14 protein-coding genes are annotated in these 17,515 nt (G+C 65.4%); 4 read left to right on the forward strand and 10 right to left on the reverse strand.

Features of this window, described 5'->3' with window-relative positions:
* Nucleotides 1-115 precede the first annotated feature (115 nt).
* The 8 genes from BM199_RS03815 to BM199_RS03845 all read right to left on the reverse strand — a co-directional run bounded on the left by BM199_RS03815 (nt 116) and on the right by BM199_RS03845 (nt 8,300).
* Entirely contained in the window at nt 116-1,144 is a 1,029-nt protein-coding gene (locus BM199_RS03815; RefSeq protein WP_245788116.1) for an alkaline phosphatase family protein, read from the reverse strand.
* Complete coding sequence (locus tag BM199_RS34420) at nt 1,117-1,377, reverse strand: hypothetical protein (RefSeq protein ID WP_245788117.1); 261 nt, start codon at nt 1,375-1,377, stop codon at nt 1,117-1,119. The genes BM199_RS03815 and BM199_RS34420 overlap by 28 nt, the downstream gene beginning before the upstream one ends.
* The gene (locus BM199_RS03820; protein ID WP_091669304.1) at nt 1,374-3,020 is read right to left on the reverse strand and encodes an alkaline phosphatase D family protein; all 1,647 of its coding nucleotides are present in this window, start codon (nt 3,018-3,020) and stop codon (nt 1,374-1,376) included. The genes BM199_RS34420 and BM199_RS03820 overlap by 4 nt, the downstream gene beginning before the upstream one ends.
* 79 nt (nt 3,021-3,099) lie before the next feature.
* Nucleotides 3,100-3,543 (reverse strand): Rv1352/Rv1906c domain-containing protein, encoded by a 444-nt coding sequence (locus BM199_RS03825; RefSeq protein ID WP_143101752.1) that lies wholly within the window; start codon nt 3,541-3,543, stop codon nt 3,100-3,102.
* A 24-nt stretch (nt 3,544-3,567) separates the two neighbouring features.
* Complete coding sequence (locus tag BM199_RS03830) at nt 3,568-4,797, reverse strand: DNA sulfur modification protein DndB (protein WP_091669309.1); 1,230 nt, start codon at nt 4,795-4,797, stop codon at nt 3,568-3,570.
* An 8-nt stretch (nt 4,798-4,805) separates the two neighbouring features.
* A complete protein-coding gene (gene shbA, locus BM199_RS03835) occupies nt 4,806-5,402 on the reverse strand; it encodes an RNA polymerase sigma factor ShbA (protein ID WP_091669312.1) in 597 nt (198 codons plus the stop codon).
* 73 nt (nt 5,403-5,475) lie between these two features.
* Nucleotides 5,476-5,850 carry a hypothetical protein gene (locus BM199_RS03840; protein WP_091669315.1) on the reverse strand — a complete coding sequence of 125 codons (375 nt, stop codon included), beginning with the start codon at nt 5,848-5,850 and terminating at the stop codon, nt 5,476-5,478.
* Nucleotides 5,847-8,300 (reverse strand): AAA family ATPase, encoded by a 2,454-nt coding sequence (locus tag BM199_RS03845; protein ID WP_177242450.1) that lies wholly within the window; start codon nt 8,298-8,300, stop codon nt 5,847-5,849. Before BM199_RS03845 ends, BM199_RS03840 begins: the two co-directional genes overlap by 4 nt.
* A 162-nt stretch (nt 8,301-8,462) precedes the next feature.
* Between BM199_RS03845 and BM199_RS03850 the strand changes: the two genes are divergently transcribed.
* The 4 genes from BM199_RS03850 to BM199_RS03865 are packed head-to-tail and all read left to right on the forward strand — an operon-like array spanning nt 8,463 to nt 16,399.
* Nucleotides 8,463-10,523: a DNA methyltransferase family protein gene (locus BM199_RS03850; protein ID WP_143101753.1), complete on the forward strand. Its 2,061-nt coding sequence runs from the start codon at nt 8,463-8,465 to the stop codon at nt 10,521-10,523.
* An 11-nt stretch (nt 10,524-10,534) separates the two neighbouring features.
* A complete protein-coding gene (locus BM199_RS03855; RefSeq protein ID WP_091669323.1) occupies nt 10,535-12,133 on the forward strand; it encodes a class I SAM-dependent DNA methyltransferase in 1,599 nt (532 codons plus the stop codon).
* The gene (locus BM199_RS03860; protein WP_091669326.1) at nt 12,126-13,220 is read left to right on the forward strand and encodes a restriction endonuclease subunit S; all 1,095 of its coding nucleotides are present in this window, start codon (nt 12,126-12,128) and stop codon (nt 13,218-13,220) included. Before BM199_RS03855 ends, BM199_RS03860 begins: the two co-directional genes overlap by 8 nt.
* Nucleotides 13,217-16,399, forward strand: a complete 3,183-nt coding sequence (locus BM199_RS03865; protein ID WP_091669329.1) for a type I restriction endonuclease subunit R — start codon at nt 13,217-13,219, stop codon at nt 16,397-16,399. The genes BM199_RS03860 and BM199_RS03865 overlap by 4 nt, the downstream gene beginning before the upstream one ends.
* On the opposite strand, the gene BM199_RS03870 is transcribed toward BM199_RS03865, so the two are convergent.
* Together BM199_RS03870 and BM199_RS03875 are read right to left on the reverse strand one after the other, a co-directional pair.
* The gene (locus BM199_RS03870; protein WP_091669332.1) at nt 16,396-16,623 is read right to left on the reverse strand and encodes a DUF397 domain-containing protein; all 228 of its coding nucleotides are present in this window, start codon (nt 16,621-16,623) and stop codon (nt 16,396-16,398) included. The two genes, BM199_RS03865 and BM199_RS03870, sit on opposite strands and share 4 nt — an antisense overlap.
* The gene (locus BM199_RS03875) at nt 16,587-17,471 is read right to left on the reverse strand and encodes a helix-turn-helix domain-containing protein (RefSeq protein WP_177242451.1); all 885 of its coding nucleotides are present in this window, start codon (nt 17,469-17,471) and stop codon (nt 16,587-16,589) included. Before BM199_RS03875 ends, BM199_RS03870 begins: the two co-directional genes overlap by 37 nt.
* Nucleotides 17,472-17,515 lie beyond the last annotated feature (44 nt).

Genomic DNA, 17,515 nt, shown 5'->3' on the forward strand with positions numbered 1-17,515 from the left:
AGTCGTATGCGGAAAAGGTCTGGTCCACGACACTAACGGGTTAGGGCAGGTGTTGGTCAGGGGTTAGCGCAAAGATTCAGGAATACCCAAACCTTTGTGGACCCCCGTGGTCGAGTCAGCCCGTGGACACGAATGCGTCCATGCGTGGCGTCCCGTCGGAACCGCCCTCCGGTTCGCTCAAGCCGAAGAGCTTGCCCACAGTTGGTGCGACATCCACCGTCCGCGCCTGCGCCGAGGAGACCGCCCCGCGGCGGACCATGGGATGCCCGCCCGCGACGAAGAACGGGATCGGCTCGGTGACCGGATGACCATGGTTACCGGGAATCGGGTTTGACAGCACGACAGGCTCGGTGAACCGCCACCCCGCCCTGCAGTAGGCGACGAGGTCGCCCGCCTCGGGGCCAAGCCGCAGCTCGCCCGGCTCGTGCACGGACAGCACGCCGGGGGTGGCAGCGGCCAGCTCGCGCATCAGGGCGAGCGCGGCCTGGCGTCGCTCGGCCGGCCCGGTGTAGGCGAGCAGGTCGGCGCCACCGTTCTGGGCGACCACCACCGCGCCCGCCAGCAGCGGCTCGGCGTCCATTCGTGGCTGCAGCGAGACCACCCGGTGCGGTAGTGACCAGTCCATGGAGTGGTCGGCCAGTACGAGCAGCACGCTGGACGCCCAGCGTCCGGTGCCCTTCAGGTGGGCGACAAACCGGCCCACCTGCTGGTCGGTGGAGGCCAGCGCGGCCGTGCGAGCCGCCTGCAGCGTTGTGCCCGTGAGATCGCTGTGGCCGACCCGGTCCACGTCGCCGAGGTTGACGAACACGAGTTCGGGATCGGCGTGCTCGACCATGGAAATCAGCGCGTCGGTGCTGGCGAGGTCGGGCGCGTGCTCGCTGACCGGGACGATCGGGAAGGGTTCCCAGCGCACACTCGCGCGCTCACCGAAAATGCCGTACAGGTAGGTCTTGCTCAGTACGGTGCCAGTCACGTGGCCACTCTCGCGCAACCTGTCGAGGAGCGTGGGTGCGCGGAGGTCTGCGGGCCGGTCGAGGGTGCGAATTCTCGCCTCGGCCCGGTCGTACACCGAGTTCGCTGGCACGCCGGAGCGGTCGGGACGCAACCCGCTCATCATCATGGCGTGGTTGGGAATGGTCTCCATGACCGGAAGCGACCGGGCCGCGGGAAAGTGGGTGCCCCGTCGCGCAGCGCAAGCAGGTTCGGGGTGCGCAGCGGGCCGATCTCGTCGGGCCTGCAGCCGTCGACGACGAGCACGTACACGCGTAGGGATCCCGCACGCTGCTGGGCGAAGGCCGAGCGCGAGCTCGCGGAGAACACCAACCCGGCGCCGGTGCCGGTGGCGAGGCGGAGGAAGTGCCTGCGATCGACGGTCATCGCAGCGGTTCCTGCACTTGGTGGACCCGCTGGGTGCCCGCGGCAACGGCGAACGACACGGCGTGCCGGGCGCTGCTCTCGGGATCGGTGCGGTCGGCCAGTTCGAACCAGTCCATCTGCACTTGCCGCGGAGACACCTCGATCACGGAGTAACCGTGTGAGTCGAACTCGACGTGCTTGATGTGCGGGTTGTTGGCGCGAATAGCAGCCTCCACCGACAGCGATGCCGTCCGCGGCGGCACGCGGAGGATGTCGTCGAGGTTGTCGCTGGTGACCGAGGTGCAGACGAGTTCGGTACCGACGGAGTTGCGGTTGAACGGGTAGGTGAGTGGGTCCGCGGGTAGCTCGCAGGCCCAGGCCGAGTGAATGTCGCCGGTGAGGAACACGGTGTCCCGCACGCCGTGGTCGCGCAGAGTGTTGAAGAGTTCGGCGCGATCGGCGGTGTAGCCGTCCCACTGGTCGACGTTGTAGGGTGCGCCCTCGACCGGTGGCCCGGTGAGCTGGGAGAGCGCCTGCAGCTCTCTGGTCGACAGCGTCGACGGGAAGCGGACCGGGGCGATCATCACCGGGTTGCCGACGAGCTTCCACTGTGCGTCCGCGGCCACCAGGCCGGAGGTCAGCCAGCGCATCTGCTCGTCACCGGTGATGGTGCGATCGGGATCGTCCGCAGCCCGATCGAGCTGGTCGCCGACCTGTCTGCTGCGGTAGGTGCGTAGATCGAGCATCGAGAGTTCGGCCAGCGAGCCGAAAGCGAAGCGGCGGTAGAGCTGGCCGCCCGCCCCGTAGCGCACGGGCATCCACTCGGCGTAGGCCTGCTGCGCCGCCGCGCGCCGCTCAATCCAGCTGCCTTCGGCGGGCTCGGTGTGGTTTTCGGCGCCGCCGGACCAGGCGTCGTTGGCCGACTCGTGGTCGTCCCAGGTGACGACGAACGGCACATGCGCATGCAGTGCCCGCAGGTCCGGGTCGCTCTTGTACTGGGCGTGCCGCCGCCGGTAGTGCTCGAGCACGGTCATCTCGACCGGGGGGTCGTGCGGACGCACCACGGTGTCACGGGCCTGGTACTCGCCGGGTGCGTATTCGTAGAGGTAGTCGCCCAGATGCAGGACAAGGTCCAGGTCCTGCCGGTGCGCGAGGTGGCGGTAGGCGGCGAAGTGGCCTGCCTGCCAGTTCGCGCACGACACCACACCCATCCGCAGCCGCTCGACAGCCGCGCCTGCCGCCGGCGCGGTCCGGGTCCGCCCGGCCGGGGACAGCACCCCGCGAAGCCGAAAGCGGTACCAGTACCAGCTGTCCGGGTCGAGCCCGCGGACGTCGACCTTCACAGTGTGATCCCGGGCGGGACCGGTGGCGACGCTGCCCTGCGCCACCACGGTGCGGAAATCCTCGTCCAGCGCGACCTCCCACTGCACGGGCACGGTCGGGCCGGCACCGGAGCCGGGACGAGCCTTCTCGGTGGGAGTCACCCGCGTCCACAGCAGTACCCCGTCCGGCAGCGGATCGCCTGAGGCGACACCGTGAGCGAACGATGCGGGCACACCGCCGGAGGAAGCCGCGAAGGCGGCCCCGCCGATCAGTCCCGTTCCGGCCACCGCGGCCAGCGTCCCACCGGCTCGCAGTACGTCCCTCCGACTCAACGCGCTCACGCGCGCACACCTTTCACGATCGCCCGCCGGAAGTCACTATCGGTTGACACTCGTTCAGGAAGAGTTCAGTAGCGGGATGTCAGGAAGCCTGGATCCAGTCCTGGCATCCGCTGGTCTCGAACAACTCGCCCTTGTTGATCGTCACAGTGCCCGGGCCTTCCAGGATGCTGTTGTTGATGATCGAGCCGAGGTCTCCTGAGGTGTCGTTCAGCCGCGCCCAGTAACACGGCAAACCACCGTCGGGACCGCCCGTCTTGTACTTGCCTGGCTGGACGTCGACGCCGACCTCCCACGTTCCGGGCCCGAACTCCACCTTCGGGCCGGGCGGAGGTGGAGGTTCGGTGGTCACCGTTTCGGTGACGGTTTCCGTCACGGTCGCAGTGACGGTGGTCGTTTCGGTCGGCGCGGTGCTGACGGCGCCTGCCGCGACTGGTGAGCCAGGGGCGGAGGCACATCCGGTGAGCATTCCCGCGGCGAGGAGGGTGGTCAGCGGGCCGAGCATGGCAGTCGCTTTGCGGTTCATCGACATGGTTTCGCCTCTCATAATTCAGTTCTGCGGGGCGTTCGGGTACCAGGAGGTGACGGTGGAGACGAGGTGCAGCAGGTTCTGCGTGCGCATGATCGGCGCGGAGGCCTCCGGCTCGAAGTCCCGCCTTGCCTCGGTGCGGCGCCAGATCCCGGACTCCGAAACCGGTGCGCTCATGTGCGGGGCCAGCGTGGCGAAGTAGGCGGTGATGTCGTCCTCGTCGATCTCCTTCTCGCGCAGCGCGTGGAAGCTGCCCGCGAGCACGCGGAGCATGCCGACCGAGCCCAGCAGGGAGCGGCTCCGCAGGTCGGAAGGGCTGAGGGTGCCCTCGGCGACGTCTGCGAGTTCGGTGAACGCACCGGTGATGCTGTCCAGGAAGCTGTGCACGCCCTCGACCACGGCTTCGTCGGAGAGTTCGGCCTCCCTGCGCTTGCTGATCCGGCCACCGACGCCGACCGCGACCGCCTTCGTCAGGTCCGCGACGTGTTTGGCGCCGATCAGGTTGACGTTGTTGCGGGTCATCCGGTCCTGTTCGAGGTCGACCCGGCCCTTGAACAGTGCGTGGTCGAGGACCCGGTCCAGCGTCCGGTTGGCAATCTTGGAGCCGTCGAAGCGGGCACGGAGCGCGGTGGAGATGCCTTTGGCGTTGTCGGCGACGTCGACGAACATCTGCCGGGCGAGCACCGAGTTGGGTTCGACGTAGATGTCCAGGCCGATGGACTCCTGCTCCAGTCGCGTCAACGCCGCACGGAGTTCGGCGAGCTTGGCCTCGATCTTGATGGAACGATCGGCAGAGCGTGCTCGGGTGAGGTCGCGTTCGGCCTTGGCGACCTCCTCGGAGAGCCTGCGCATCTCCAGCCGCGTCCCGAGAATTCGGTGCTGGCCGTCGATGGTGCTCAGTGCGCCGAGGGCGCCGGTGGACCACGGAATGTCGAGGTAGCCGACCTTGTCGTCGCTGTTGTCCAGCGGTTGGAAGACGCAGCCGCCGTTGTCCCTGGCCAGCAGGGCGGGAGCGACCCAGTTGTCGTGCTTGGTGACGTACTCGCCGAACGCCTTGGCATGGCGGGTGTCGACCTTGCGATTGTCCGGGTCAGGCTGGGCCGGGTCCGGCACCGGCAGGATCTTGTCCAGGTCGAGCAGCGGGACTCGGGTGCTGTAGACGGTGCGGCCGCCCTGCACGCTGCGCATCGCGAGGTAGGTGTCGTAGCGCCTGCCTGCGGTGATCCGGGTGGTGTCGACGGTGAGTGACATGGCGTTCCTCATCTCTTGGGGTGGTTGGGCAGTTCGCCGTCGGCGTTGAGCAGGCGACGAAGTTTGGTGAGCGCGCGGTGCTGGGTGACCCGGACCGCGCCGGAGGTGGAGGCCACGGCGTCGGCGGTCTCCGTGCTGGTCAGTCCCACGGCGAGCCGGAGGACGACGATGTCGCGGTGCTCGCGGGGAAGGGTGTCGAGTAGAGTGCCGAGCCGTTTGCCGAGTTCGTCGCGTAGGGCGGTCTGCTCGGGGCCGGGGCTGTGGTCGGGCACGTCGGGCGCGTCGGCGATCAGGGTCGTCCGCTCCCGCATGTTCCTGCGGTGGAAGTCGGCGACCTTGTGTGCGGCGATGCCGAAGACGAAGGACGTGAACCCGGCGCCGGTCGCCCGGTATCCGGGTAGCGCCTTCAACACGGCGATGAGCACGTCCTGTGCGATGTCGTCCGCCGAGGCGTAGGTGCTCTGTGCCCGCCCGGTGTGCGCACGGCAGTACCGGATGATCTTCGGCCGTAGCTCGGCCAGCAACTCGTTGAGCGCTGCCCGATCGCCGGCCACTGCGGCCGCGACCAGCGCCTCGTCCGGGGCATCGGTGCTACGCGAAGTCATGAGCACACCTTCAGGTGGAGAGAAACAATCCGTACTTCAGCGGATTGTCGGCAGTTAGTGAATTCAGTGAAAACTAGTTTGGTCGAGTCTTGCTGGCGGTATTTAGTTCGACCACCAAGTTGATCAGGTGAAGAACTTCCCCGACTGTCGGAGTGAGTTGAAATGCGTGGTGGTGGCACGCGTTACTGAGGCCGTTCCACGCGACGCAGGCGGTGCTGGCGGTCCAGCCGTCATAGAAGGTCGACAACACGATGAGCCGGGATTTCATTTTCACCGGGTGTTCGAGCCGGTTCCCCCTCGCGCCACACAGGTCGCGCACGATGTCCTCGAGTGCCTGTCGAGCGAGGACCGCGGCCAACCTTGCGGAATGCCCGCCCGGCACAGGGATGCTTCCATTGAGCACGTCTTTGGCATGGTCAAGCAGGCCGTCGCTCGGTGGCAGGTTCATCGGCTGCCTCCCAGGATGTCCTCCACGGTTTCCGCAAGGTCTTCCGTGACGAGCCTCGGGTCGGACGAGATGCCGATGTGTACCCCACCGCCACACGTACTCAGAGTCCGTCGGCGTGCTGGTTTCGCATCGCGCCACGAATCGACCTTTGCCGTACAGTCGTCGCGGAAGGCGAGCGCGAGTTTCTGTAGAGCCCCCTTGGCTTCGACCCAGTTGGCCTCGGTGGTGTTGCGGTCCGCGCCGTCGCTGTAACGCTTGTTGTAGTAGACATCGCGTGCTGCTGCTTCCACAGCCAGTCGGCACAGTCCGGGCAGCACCTTTGCCGTGACATCAAGGGGAACATTCGTGTCGCGGGCCAGAGCGAGGGCGTCATCGACATACCGCCGCGCCGGGGATGATGACTCCATGACTTTGACGACCGAGCCGGCCTCCCTGGTTACTTCGATAACGCGGGCGGATCCGCCGATCTGACGCACGGCATCAGCCAGCCGGTCATCGTGTGAGAAAACCACCACCTGCCGATCTCGTGCGATCTCGTTCAGAACGCGGACGAACCCGTCGACCTTCGCCGGGTCCATGGCCTGAATGGGATCGTCCAGCACTACGAATCTCAGCGGGCTGGCAGGCCGGGTCGCCCTGGGGAGAAAGAGCGCAAGCGCGAGAGCGTGCAACTCACCCTGGCTCATCACGGTCAGTGCCTGCGCGGGTTCGTCGTCCACGGTGGCGTTCAACTCGACTCGTCGACGAGTGCGCTGTCCAGTCAGCGAGATAGTTCCCAGATCGACGTTGCTTTCCTGGCGCAGCGCCGCCCAGATCGCCCGCGCTTCGTCAGCGAGCGGCTCGAGTCGCTGATTTCGCAGGACAACGTTGTTGGCCCTGACCCATCTCACGGCCTCCTGAACTTTGCGCCCGACCTCCTCGTTGGCCAGCGCACGCCGCTTGAGGCGCACCCATTCCGCCAACTGCTGGGCCACCGGCGCCCACTTGTCCTCTCGCTGGGTAAGCGAGGCGCTCGCTTCGGCACTCAGAGCCGACACCGCCTCTGCAAGCTCGGGGTAGACGTTCAGCAGGTGCTCCGCCAGGCCCAGGTCATCCTGCGGTGCTTCTACCCACCTCCGCTGGACCGCGGTGACCCGGCCAAGTGAGGTGAGCTCGACCTCTCGGTGTGTGTTTTCCAGCAACACAGGCTTTGTGAGTTCGCGAGCGGACTGCCGACACTGGGTGAGGTTCCGCTGGGCATCCCGGACCGCGATCAGCGCTTCGCTTTCCTGGGTCTGCTCAGTAACGACCCGCTGGCGCCACTCGTCATCGAGAGCGCCCTCTCCGCAGACAAGGCACGGCATATCCCCATGCGTAGCGTGCAGTTTCAGCACGTGATCGAGTAGCGCCGCCCGCTGCTCGGCGAACTCGAGGGAACGGGTGCTGTGCGCCGCCATGTCCGCGACCGCGGCCCGCAGGTCATGAGCGGCGCGCTCGACCGCCACTTCGCCCGGGGTGGTGACGTGCACCAGCGCCCGCAGGGCCACCAGCAGATCGTCCTGTTGTGGGGCAGTGCCGGTCGCGAGTCGGAGCATCTCGTCGAGATCCGGCTTGGTCTTGCGCAGCTGAAGCAGGGCCGCCTTCGCCCGTTCGTCGTCAAGCCCTTCGAGCGCCGGTTTGAGCGCGGCCTTTGCCGTCTTGCACTCGACATCCGGCTGCTGGAGCCGCTTCTGGGTGGCGGTAAGCCGCTTCTCGGCCTCGTTGAGCTGCTCAAGTCCGAGAATCCCTTCCAGCGCGTCGTGGAGCCGGCTCGGTTCAGCCGTCAGCAGTCCCCCCAGCTCGTCATAGGAGAGGATTGGCCGGTAGAGCTCGATAGCTGATCCCCAGCCAAGGGCGGCCAACGAAGGTTCCCGCTTCTGCCCCGCACGCTGCACCCACGACTTCCGGTCACCGAGTTCCGCGTCTCGGTCCCAGTCCAGACCCACCACGGTCTCGCCGCTGGCTTCCTCGGCCAGGCGGATGCGGATGTGGCACGGACTGTCGTAGTGCATGTTGCGCCATGACCCGGACCAGATCGCTCCCTTCTTCTCCGCCCAGCGGTAGCTGTCCCCGGTCAGGGCGATTTCGAGTGCCTCCGCGAAGCTCGACTTGCCTGACCCGTTGCGGCCCGCGACCACGGTGAGCCCAGGTCCGGGCGCCAGCGGGAGTGTGACGGCGGGTCCGATTCCCCGGAATCCGGCCACCTCGATCCCAACCAAGTAAGCCCCGATAGGTTCGGGCTCTTCGGCTTCCGTCTGCCTGTCGTCACGTTCGATCGGCGGCGAAGCGGGCGGCGACTCGCCGCCTACGGCACCAGCCAACGCCGCATCACCATCCAACGCTGCGAGAACCAGCAGTTTCGCGTCCTCGGAGAGGGATGCGTCGTTCTCGGCGACATCAAGCACGGTGTCGGTAAGTCGAGGTTCGGCCATGGTGGTCCGCCTTTCGGTCGAGGGCCTTGACCGTAGAACCATGGCTGCTGGTCAGATCTAGAGTGCACTGATAACCGGGGTTATCAAGACACTAAGGCAGTTTCACTCAAGTTTGCGATAGGTTGTGCAGAGCAACGATCACGACGACCTGAGGGGGTGCCCGTGTCCGACCAGACACCTGTCATCCCGGACACCGACACGTTCCTCATGTCGCTTCCCGAGGTCGCCGAGTTAGCCCAAGTGCGCCGCCCGGTGGTTACGAACTGGCGACGACGCCACCCCGACTTCCCGAAGCCGGTAGTTGTTCGCCAGGGCCGGCCGATGTTCGACGGTCAGTCGATCTGTGCGTGGCTGGTGGAGACGGGCCGCGCACGTCGTGACGACATTTATGCCGACCTCCGGCTGTACACGCTGTCCGCGACTGCTGACGAGGGCGACCCGAAAGCACTGTTCGGTGTCCTGACCTCGCTGATCTGTCTGCAGCATTGCGACGGCGAACCTCTCACCGATGCCACTGCCACGGAACTCGCGCAGCGGGCTGACCAGGTGGACCCCGGGGACGAGATGGTCCGGTCGGAGCTCGCGGAGCACCCGGAGCTGCTTCCTCGACTGGCGGGCTTCGCGGACGAGTTGATCGAGGCGGCGTGGGGAGCGAAGGGCGCTCTTGACCGCGTCGTCCGTCTGTACGAACGGCGCGGTGGCGTTATCGAACTCCGCGATCGTGCTGTGCACCCACAGTTGGCCAGCCTGATGGCGGAGTTGTCCGGGGCGGCCCGGCACGCGGAACGACTGGGCACGGTCAGGATCGCCGACGCTGCGGCAGGTACCGGAGACCTGCTGCTCGCGGCGGCCGGTTCGATCGGAGAGGCATTTGCCCCGGTCTTCACAGCGGCGGAGCCCGACCCGTTCCTCGGCAGACTCCTCATGCGCCGGTTCCTCGTGCAGGGAGTGCCGAGGGAGGACGTCACGGTCGCGCACACTCTGGCGGCGGCGGAGACTCCCGACGTCATCGTGACCGCGCTGCCGGTTCAACCGGGGGAGTCTCGCTCAACGCTCGACGTGCTGCACGCTCTCGACGACCTCGCCGTCCGGCTGCGCCCAGGATGCACGGCCGTTGTGCTGGGACCTGCGGAGGCACTCGCGTCCGCCTTGCGCTCGTACTCGCCAGAGGAACGGCTCCGGGCAAAGTTGTTGGCCACTGGGATGGTGGAAGCGGTCATTCGGCTCCCTGGCGGAATGGTGCCAGCGCGGCCGGGCTACGAGTCGGCGCTGTGGGTGCTCACCGCGACCAAGGACGAGCGATCGAGAGGGTGGCTGCTGCTCGGCGACATCGCCGATCGCGAGTTGACCCCCGAGGTGGTGGACGCGTGCGTCACGGATGTCGTCACCTGGCGCCGAGACGGCTACCGGCCGATAGCGCACACCCGTACCTACTGTGTGCAGGCGCAGGTCAGTGAGCTGGTGGAACGTCCTCGCGCGCTCACGCCGCGGATGTTGCCGACGGTGCGTGAATACAACAGTGTCATCCCGGGGACGGTCGCCCGCATCAATGAACTGGAGGTCATCCTCGCCGAGTTCGCCGACTCGGCTGATCGTCCGACCGAGGTGACCAGCGGGATTGGCGTGTCTGATGCTGGCGCCGGGGCGCGCGACACGATCGCCGGTTTGGTCAAGCGCGGATGGTTGCGGGTCATCAAGGGCAGCCGCATCGCGGACGGTGATGCCACAAGCCAAGGGCACCACCGGGTACTCGGTAGGGCGAATGTGTGCGGCGACGGTTTCTTCGGCGAACGTCGGATCGACCGCGCCGTGCTGGCCAGCTACCCGCGAACCCGGCTCACCGAGCCGGGCGATGTGCTGGTCACTCTCGTTCCGAGACCAGCTGTCTACCTCGACGAGCGAGGGTTCTCCGTCGCGGAGTTCCCTGTCCGGATCCTGCGGGTCACTGATGACGGGGACGAGTACTTCACCCCGCGCGTGCTGACGGCGCTGCTGCAGTCGACGGCGCGCGCTCGTAGTCCGGGAGCGGTACGGCCTCCCCGAAAGCTCACCGAATGGGAGCTACCCATCCTCGAACCGCAGACAGTGTGGCGGTTGGATCGGTTGCTGGATTCGTTGGACCAGCGCCAAAAGCGTGCAGAGGCCGAACTGGACGCCATCACGGAGTTGCGGCGGCTCGCCAGTGCTGGCGTCGCGAACGCTACGTTGACCTTCCCTCACTGAACAGGAGCGCAATGCCACCCCGAAAGAAAAAGGAACAGGCCCCGCAGACGATGCGGGAGTTGCACGACATCCTGTGGAAGTCGGCAGACAAGCTGCGCGGCTCGATGGACGCTTCGCAGTACAAGGACTTCGTCCTGGGGCTGGTGTTCCTCAAGTACGTGTCCGACGCTTTCACTGAGCGCCGTGAGCAGATCCGCGCCGAGCTGGTCGAGCAGGGGGTGCCGGAGGACCGGATCGAGGACTTCCTCGACGACCAGGACGAGTACACCGGCCACGGGGTGTTCTGGGTGCCGGAGGGCGCCCGCTGGGGGCAACTGGTCCGGGAGGCCGCAGGCGGGGAACCGGGCGAGCTGATCGACGCGGCGATGGACGACATCATGGCGTCCAACAAGTCGCTCACCGGTGTGCTGCCGAAGATCTTCAACCGAGACAACGTCGACCAGACGCGGCTCGGTGAACTGCTGGCGTTGATCAGTGATGCCCGCTTCACCGGTCATGGCGAGAAGTCGGCGCGGGACGTGCTCGGTGAGGTGTACGAGTACTTCCTGGACAAGTTCGCCAAGGCCGAGGGCAAGCGCGGCGGGGAGTTCTACACGCCGAGGCCGGTAGTGCAGCTGTTGGTCGAGGTGCTGGAGCCCTATTCGGGACGGGTGTACGACCCGTGCTGCGGGTCGGGCGGCATGTTCGTGCAGGCCGAGAAGTTCGTACTCGCGCACCGCGGCCGGATCGACGACCTCGCCGTGTACGGGCAGGAGGCCAACGAGCGCACCTGGCGGCTGGCGAAAATGAACCTCGCCATCCACGGTGTCGGCGGCAACCTCGGCCCGCGCTGGGCCGACACGTTCCGCGAGGACAAGCACCCCGACATCAAGGCCGACTACATCCTCGCCAATCCACCATTCAACATGTCGGACTGGGCGCGCCGCGAGGACGACGACCGCTGGCGCTATGGCACACCGCCGGCCGGGAACGCGAACTTCGCCTGGCTGCAGCACATCGTGTCCAAGCTGCGAGAGAACGGCACAGCCGGAGTGGTGCTGGCGAACGGCTCGATGTCGTCCAAGCAGTCCGGTGAGGGCGACATCCGGGCGGCCATGGTCGAGGCCGACCTGGTGGCGTGCATGATCGCGTTGCCGCCGCAGATGTTCCGCACGACCCAGATCCCGGCCTGCCTGTGGTTCTTCGCGAACAACAAGAGCCCGCAGGGCGGAAAGCGGTTGAAGGAGCGGCGCGGGGAAACGTTGTTCATCGACGCCCGCAACATGGGCACGATGATCAGCCGCACCGAGCGAATCCTGACCGGCGACGAGATCGCCAAGATCGCCGGGACCTACCACGCCTGGCGCGGCACCGAGTCCGCCCGCAACGCCGGCGTGACATACGCCGACGAAGCAGGGTTCTGCTACTCGGCGACGATCGAGGAGATTCGGGAGCACGACCACGTGCTCACCCCCGGAAGGTACGTCGGATCGGCAGCAGTGGACGACGCCGACGACGAGCCGATCGCCGCCAAGATCGAGCGGCTGACCAAGGAACTCTACGCACACTTCGACGAATCGGCACGCCTGGAAAAGGTCGTCCGCAAGCAACTGGAGCGCCTCGATGGATGAGTGGGCGAAGCTAGGAAATATTGCGCATTTCTCTAATGGAAAATCCGCATCTACTACAACTCGCAGTGGATCGTACCCGGTTTACGGTGCTAATGGAATTATCCGCACCGGCGGGGCCATCAATGCTTGCGCAGGAGTTTCCATTGTTGGTCGCGTAGGTTCATACTGTGGTGTAGTTCACTACAGTCCGCAGGACTGTTGGGTTACAGATAACGCCATAATTGTAACCGCGAAGGACGGTGTGGATAAGCGCTATTTGTACTACGCGCTCAGTTCGAACGATTTGCATTCGCATCGGATAGGTTCTGGGCAGCCACTTCTTACCCAGTCTATTCTTCAAGGTATTGGGACCGTATGGCGCCCTTTGTGTGAGCAGCGGGCGATTGCGGGGGTGTTGGGGGCGCTCGACGACAAGATCGCCGTCAACGAGCGCGTCTCAGTCACTTGTGACGAGCTTCGGCGCATTAAATTCGCCAGTTGCCTAGGTGGCTCCAGTGCTCTACCTCAGTCCAATCCGCTTTCCTCTGTGGCCGAATTCGTCAATGGGCGTGCCTTTACCAAGAATGCGACTGGAACGGGTCGTATGGTAGTTCGTATCGCGGAGGTAAACTCGGGTCCTGGGTCTTCCACGGTATACAACGATATAGATGTTCCTGAAAATCATTTGGCTCGTGCTGGCGACATACTTTTCGCTTGGTCTGGATCTTTGACAGTCGCGCGCTGGTTCCGTTCAGAAGCGATCGTGAACCAGCACATATTCAAGGTTATCCCTAAGGCGGGCTACCCGGCATGGTTGGTGTTTGAGCTTGTGAGGTCGAAGCTCGGCGAGTTCAAGCGTATTGCCGCCGACAAGGCCACAACAATGGGACACATACAAAGGCGTCATCTGGACGAGGCTGTGCCGATGCCTGACCCCACTGACATTGAGGGGTTGGATCGGGAACTCGGGCCTTTGTGGGACCGCGCGCTACTCGCGGAGACTGAGAACCTGGTTCTCGCCCAAATCCGCGACACCTTGCTTCCCCAACTCATGTCCGGGGCGATTCGCGTGAAGGACGCCGAACGACTTGTGGAGGAGGCGACATGAGCGGGGGCTTCTCCGAGGCCGCGTTGGAGGAGCATGCCCTCGAATCGTTGGGTGAACTCGCCTGGTACGTCGCCGAGGGCAAGAAGATCGCGCCCGGCTCTGGGGAGCGGGATTCCTGGGACGACCTCGTGCTCTACGGCCGACTGCGGGAGGCCGTGGCACGACTCAACCCTCTCCTCCCTGATTCAGCCGTCGACGAGGCCGTAAGCATCGTGACCACTCCGACTTCCCGGGACGCGAAGGCGGAGAACCGGCAGGTGCATGAGTACCTGACCAAGGGCATCCGCAAGGTCGTCTACACCGATGCCTTCGGTGTCGAGCAGAACCCGACGATCCGCCTGCTCGGCCGGGACCCCGCCGACAACGACTGGCTCGCGGTCAACCAGGTCACCGCGACCGACGGCGAGCACAAGCGGCGCTTCGATCTTGTGTTGTACGTCAATGGAATGCCGCTGGCGATGTTCGAGTTGAAGAACGCCAGCAACCCCTATACCGACCTTGCCGGTGCGCACGCACAGATCATGACCTACGTCGAGGAACTGCCGATGGCGTTCCGGTACAACATGGCCTGCGTGGTGTCCGACGGCATCACCGCCCGCTACGGCACGGCGTTCAGCCCGTTCGAGCAGTACCTGCCGTGGAACGTTGATGACGAGGGAAAGCCGGTCAAGCAACCCGGCCAGGACTACACCGAGCTGCCGCTGAACCTCGTCACCTACGGGCTGTTCAACCAGCAGCGCATGCTCGATTTGCTCGTCGGTTACGTGGCCTTCGCCGACGACGAAAACGGAGTCGTCAAGCGCATCGCTCGCCCGCACCAGTACTTCGCCGTCACGAAGGCTGTGGGCAAGACAGTGGAGGCCGTGCGCGGGCACGGCCTGGCCGGCGTTGTCTGGCATACCCAAGGCTCCGGCAAGTCCATCGAGATGGAGCTCTACACCAACCAGGTGCTCAAGCATCCCGCGCTGGGCAACCCGACAATCGTGGTGATCACCGACCGCGCCGACCTCGACGACCAGCTCTACTCCACGTTCGCCACCAGCGGCCTCTTGACCGCCGAGCCGGTGCAGATGTACTCACGGGAGCAGCTTCGCACCGAACTGAGCAACCGCACCATCGGCGGCATCTACTTCACGACCTTGCAGAAGTTCGGCCGCAGCAAGCAGGAACGCGAAGCCGGGCGCGACCACCCGCTGCTGTCGGAGCGGCACAACATCATCGTGATCGTCGATGAAGCCCACCGCAGCCACTACGACGATCTTGACGGCTATGCCCGGCATCTGCGTGATGCCTTGCCCAACGCCACCATGATCGCGTTCACCGGCACACCGATCTCCGGAGTGAAGGACACCCGCAAGGTCTTTGGCGACTACATCGACATCTACGACCTGTCTCGTGCCGTCGACGACGGTGCCACCGTGCCGGTGTACTACCAGAGCCGGTTGATCCAGGTGAACCTGCCGGACGACCTCGACCCGGAGATCATCGACGAGCGGGCGGATCAAGCCACCGCTGGACTCGATGACGCCGAGCGCGAACGCATCCAGCAGACGGTCGCCGCGATGAACGCCCTCTACGGAGCGCCGGACCGCTTGGAGAAACTCGCCCGGGACCTGGTGGAGCACTGGGAGGAACGCTCCCAGCAAATGCGCAAGTTCATCGGCGGCCCCGGCAAGGGCATGATCGTCGGAGCGACCAGGGAGATCTGCGCCAACCTCTACGCGCAGATCAAAGAGCTGCGGCCGGAGTGGCATCACGACGACCTGGACAAGGGCAAGATCAAGGTCGTCTACACCGGGGACGCCAGCGAGAAGAACGCGGTCATCAAGACCCACATCCGGCGGCCATCGGCGAACAAGGCAATCCAGCAGCGAATGCGGGACGCCGATGATGATCTCGAGCTGGTGATCGTGCAGTCGATGTGGCTGACGGGCTTTGATGCGCCACCCCTGCACACCATGTATCTGGACAAGCCCATGCGGGGCGCTGCTTTGATGCAAGCCCTCGCCAGGGTCAACCGGACGTTTCACAGCAAGGATGCGGGTCTGCTCGTCGGCTACGCGCCGCTGACCGAGAACCTGTACGCCGCGCTCGCCGAGTACACCGCAACCGACCAGGAGACCAAGCCGCTCGGTCGCGAGCTCGACGAGGCCATCGCTCAGGCCCGGGAGCTGTACGAAACGATCGACAAGACCATCCTCGCTCGATACGACTGGAAGGCCGAGCTGGCGTCTGGACATCCCAAGGCGTTCATCAACGCCGTGTCCGGTGCGGTCAATTACCTCCGCGATCCGGAGAACCCCGACAACCAGGTCGGGCCGGAGGAGCTTTCCGCGGGGGAGCGTTTCCGCCAGGCGTCGGCCAAACTGTCCCGGTTCTATGCACTGTGCTCTTCGAGCGGTGAGATGAACGACTACCGGGACGGCATCGCCTTCTTCGAGGCAGTCCGGGTGTGGATGGCCAAGTGGGACGCCGAAGAGCGTGCCGCGAGCGGACAGCCGATCCCGGCAGATGTCGCGCTCTACCTGCGCCAGCTCACCGCTGGTGCCATCGAGGCGGGCGGCGTCACCGACCTGTATGAGGCCGCCGGTATTCCCCGCCCGAACCTCGCGCACCTGGACGAGGCGTTCATCGAGCGGATGCAGCAGTCCCGCAATCCACACCTGGCGATCGAAGCGCTGCGGCAGCTCATCGAGCAGGAGATGCGCAAAGTCACCAAGCACAACGTCGTCCGTCAGCAGAGCTTTACCGACCGGCTCATCGAACTGATGCGCAAGTACACCAACCAGAACCTGACCGCCGCCGAGGTCATCGCCGAGATGGTGGCCATGGCGCGTGAGGTGTCCGCCGACAGCCGACGCGGAGAGCAGTTCACTCCGACGCTGAGCCCAAACGAACTGGCCTTTTATGACGCGGTGGCGCAGGACGAGACCGCAGTCAACGTGATGGGTACCGGCAAGCTCGCCGACATCGCCCGGGACCTCGTGAAGTCGCTACAACGGAACGTGACGACCGACTGGGTGTCACGGGACGACGTGCGGGCCAAGCTGCGCAGCACCATCAAGCGGCTGCTTGCGATTCACGGCTACCCGCCGGACGCAGAGCCGGAGGCGACGCAGCTGGTTCTCAACCAGATGGAAACCTTCGCCGAGGAGTGGTCTCCTGCTAAGGGTCATTAGTGACAGCGCGTCAGCGTGTGCTGTAGGGCGTGCCACTCGACGGGCGAGAGGACCAAGGCGGCACCGGAGGCGGGGGACGGGTGCTTGCTGTCGTCCAGGAGAACGTAGGCGTCGTGACGGGCAACGCGAACGCAGGCTCCCTGATTGTCGCTGGCTGGGGCCTTCCGCCAGACCGAGGCGGCGAGGTCTACGTCTTGGATCGACGGCTTTCGCCCGGTGACCACAGCTCCTCCGCGATGTTCTCGATCAACGCCACCGAGCGCTTCGGGCTCAGTGCCTTACCGCGGAGATGCTCCCACAGGCGGGCTGCGCGTTCGATCTCGGACATGTTGGAGGTCGCCATGCCGCCGGAGAACGTGTCGACATAGAGGACCGGCTTGTCATCCGGGCCGTCGAAGGCGAGTAGATGAAAGTTGTGCCCGGGTGCTCCGTGTGGCTTGTCGACCGGGATTACCTGCACCACGATGCTTGGCAGTTTCGCACTCTTGACCAGGGACAGGAGTTGCTCGTACATCACCGCTGGCCCGCCCACCTCGCGCCGCAGAGCGATCTCGTCGATCACTGCCCAGAGTTGGAGCGGCTCGGGCTCGACCAACCGGCGTTGTCGGCCCAGCCGGACTTCCGTGCGGTGTTCGACTTCGAGCGGGGTGATGTCGATGGCGGTTTCGAAAACCTCGCGCGCGTATGCCTCTGTCTGCAGCAGCCCCGGAACCATGTACGACTCGAAGTTCTTGATCTCGGTGGCTTCGGCTTCGTAACCCACGTAAGGCCGGAAGCGGTCCGGGAGTGACTGGGCAGCCGAGTGCCACCAGCCGGTGGACTTCGACTCGCGGGCCAGCTCCTTGAGTCCCTCCACGGTCTCGGCGTCCGCGCCGTACAACTCGGCGAGTGCCTGGACGTCGCGCACCTTCGGCTTGGCCACGCCACGTTCAAGGCGGCTGACCTTGCTCTGTGAGAAGTCCTCGGCGGCTTCGGCCGCGGTCGTGGTGGTGTAACCGGCACGTTCGCGGAGCTTGCGCAGCTCCGTGCCCAGGCGTCGTCGGCGCGGGTTCGAGTCGTTGCGTTCGGCCACGTCCCCACCTTGACGCAGGTGAAGACCTGTTGGTGGGAATCCGG

Origin of the sequence: Amycolatopsis marina, assembly GCF_900111885.1 — a bacterium.
Taxonomy (GTDB): domain Bacteria; phylum Actinomycetota; class Actinomycetes; order Mycobacteriales; family Pseudonocardiaceae; genus Amycolatopsis; species Amycolatopsis marina.

What these genes read in the sequence shown, in the direction of transcription:
- BM199_RS03825 (WP_143101752.1), bottom strand. Translation starts at nt 3,543, where the DNA reads ATGAACCGCAAAGCGACTGCCATGCTCGGCCCGCTGACCACCCTCCTC.
- BM199_RS03865 (WP_091669329.1), top strand. Translation starts at nt 13,217, where the DNA reads ATGAGCGGGGGCTTCTCCGAGGCCGCGTTGGAGGAGCATGCCCTCGAA.
- BM199_RS03855 (WP_091669323.1), top strand. Translation starts at nt 10,535, where the DNA reads ATGCCACCCCGAAAGAAAAAGGAACAGGCCCCGCAGACGATGCGGGAG.
- BM199_RS03815 (WP_245788116.1), bottom strand. Translation starts at nt 1,144, where the DNA reads ATGGAGACCATTCCCAACCACGCCATGATGATGAGCGGGTTGCGTCCC.
- BM199_RS03845 (WP_177242450.1), bottom strand. Translation starts at nt 8,300, where the DNA reads ATGGCCGAACCTCGACTTACCGACACCGTGCTTGATGTCGCCGAGAAC.
- shbA (WP_091669312.1), bottom strand. Translation starts at nt 5,402, where the DNA reads ATGACTTCGCGTAGCACCGATGCCCCGGACGAGGCGCTGGTCGCGGCC.
- BM199_RS03860 (WP_091669326.1), top strand. Translation starts at nt 12,126, where the DNA reads ATGGATGAGTGGGCGAAGCTAGGAAATATTGCGCATTTCTCTAATGGA.
- BM199_RS03840 (WP_091669315.1), bottom strand. Translation starts at nt 5,850, where the DNA reads ATGAACCTGCCACCGAGCGACGGCCTGCTTGACCATGCCAAAGACGTG.
- BM199_RS03830 (WP_091669309.1), bottom strand. Translation starts at nt 4,797, where the DNA reads ATGTCACTCACCGTCGACACCACCCGGATCACCGCAGGCAGGCGCTAC.
- BM199_RS34420 (WP_245788117.1), bottom strand. Translation starts at nt 1,377, where the DNA reads ATGACCGTCGATCGCAGGCACTTCCTCCGCCTCGCCACCGGCACCGGC.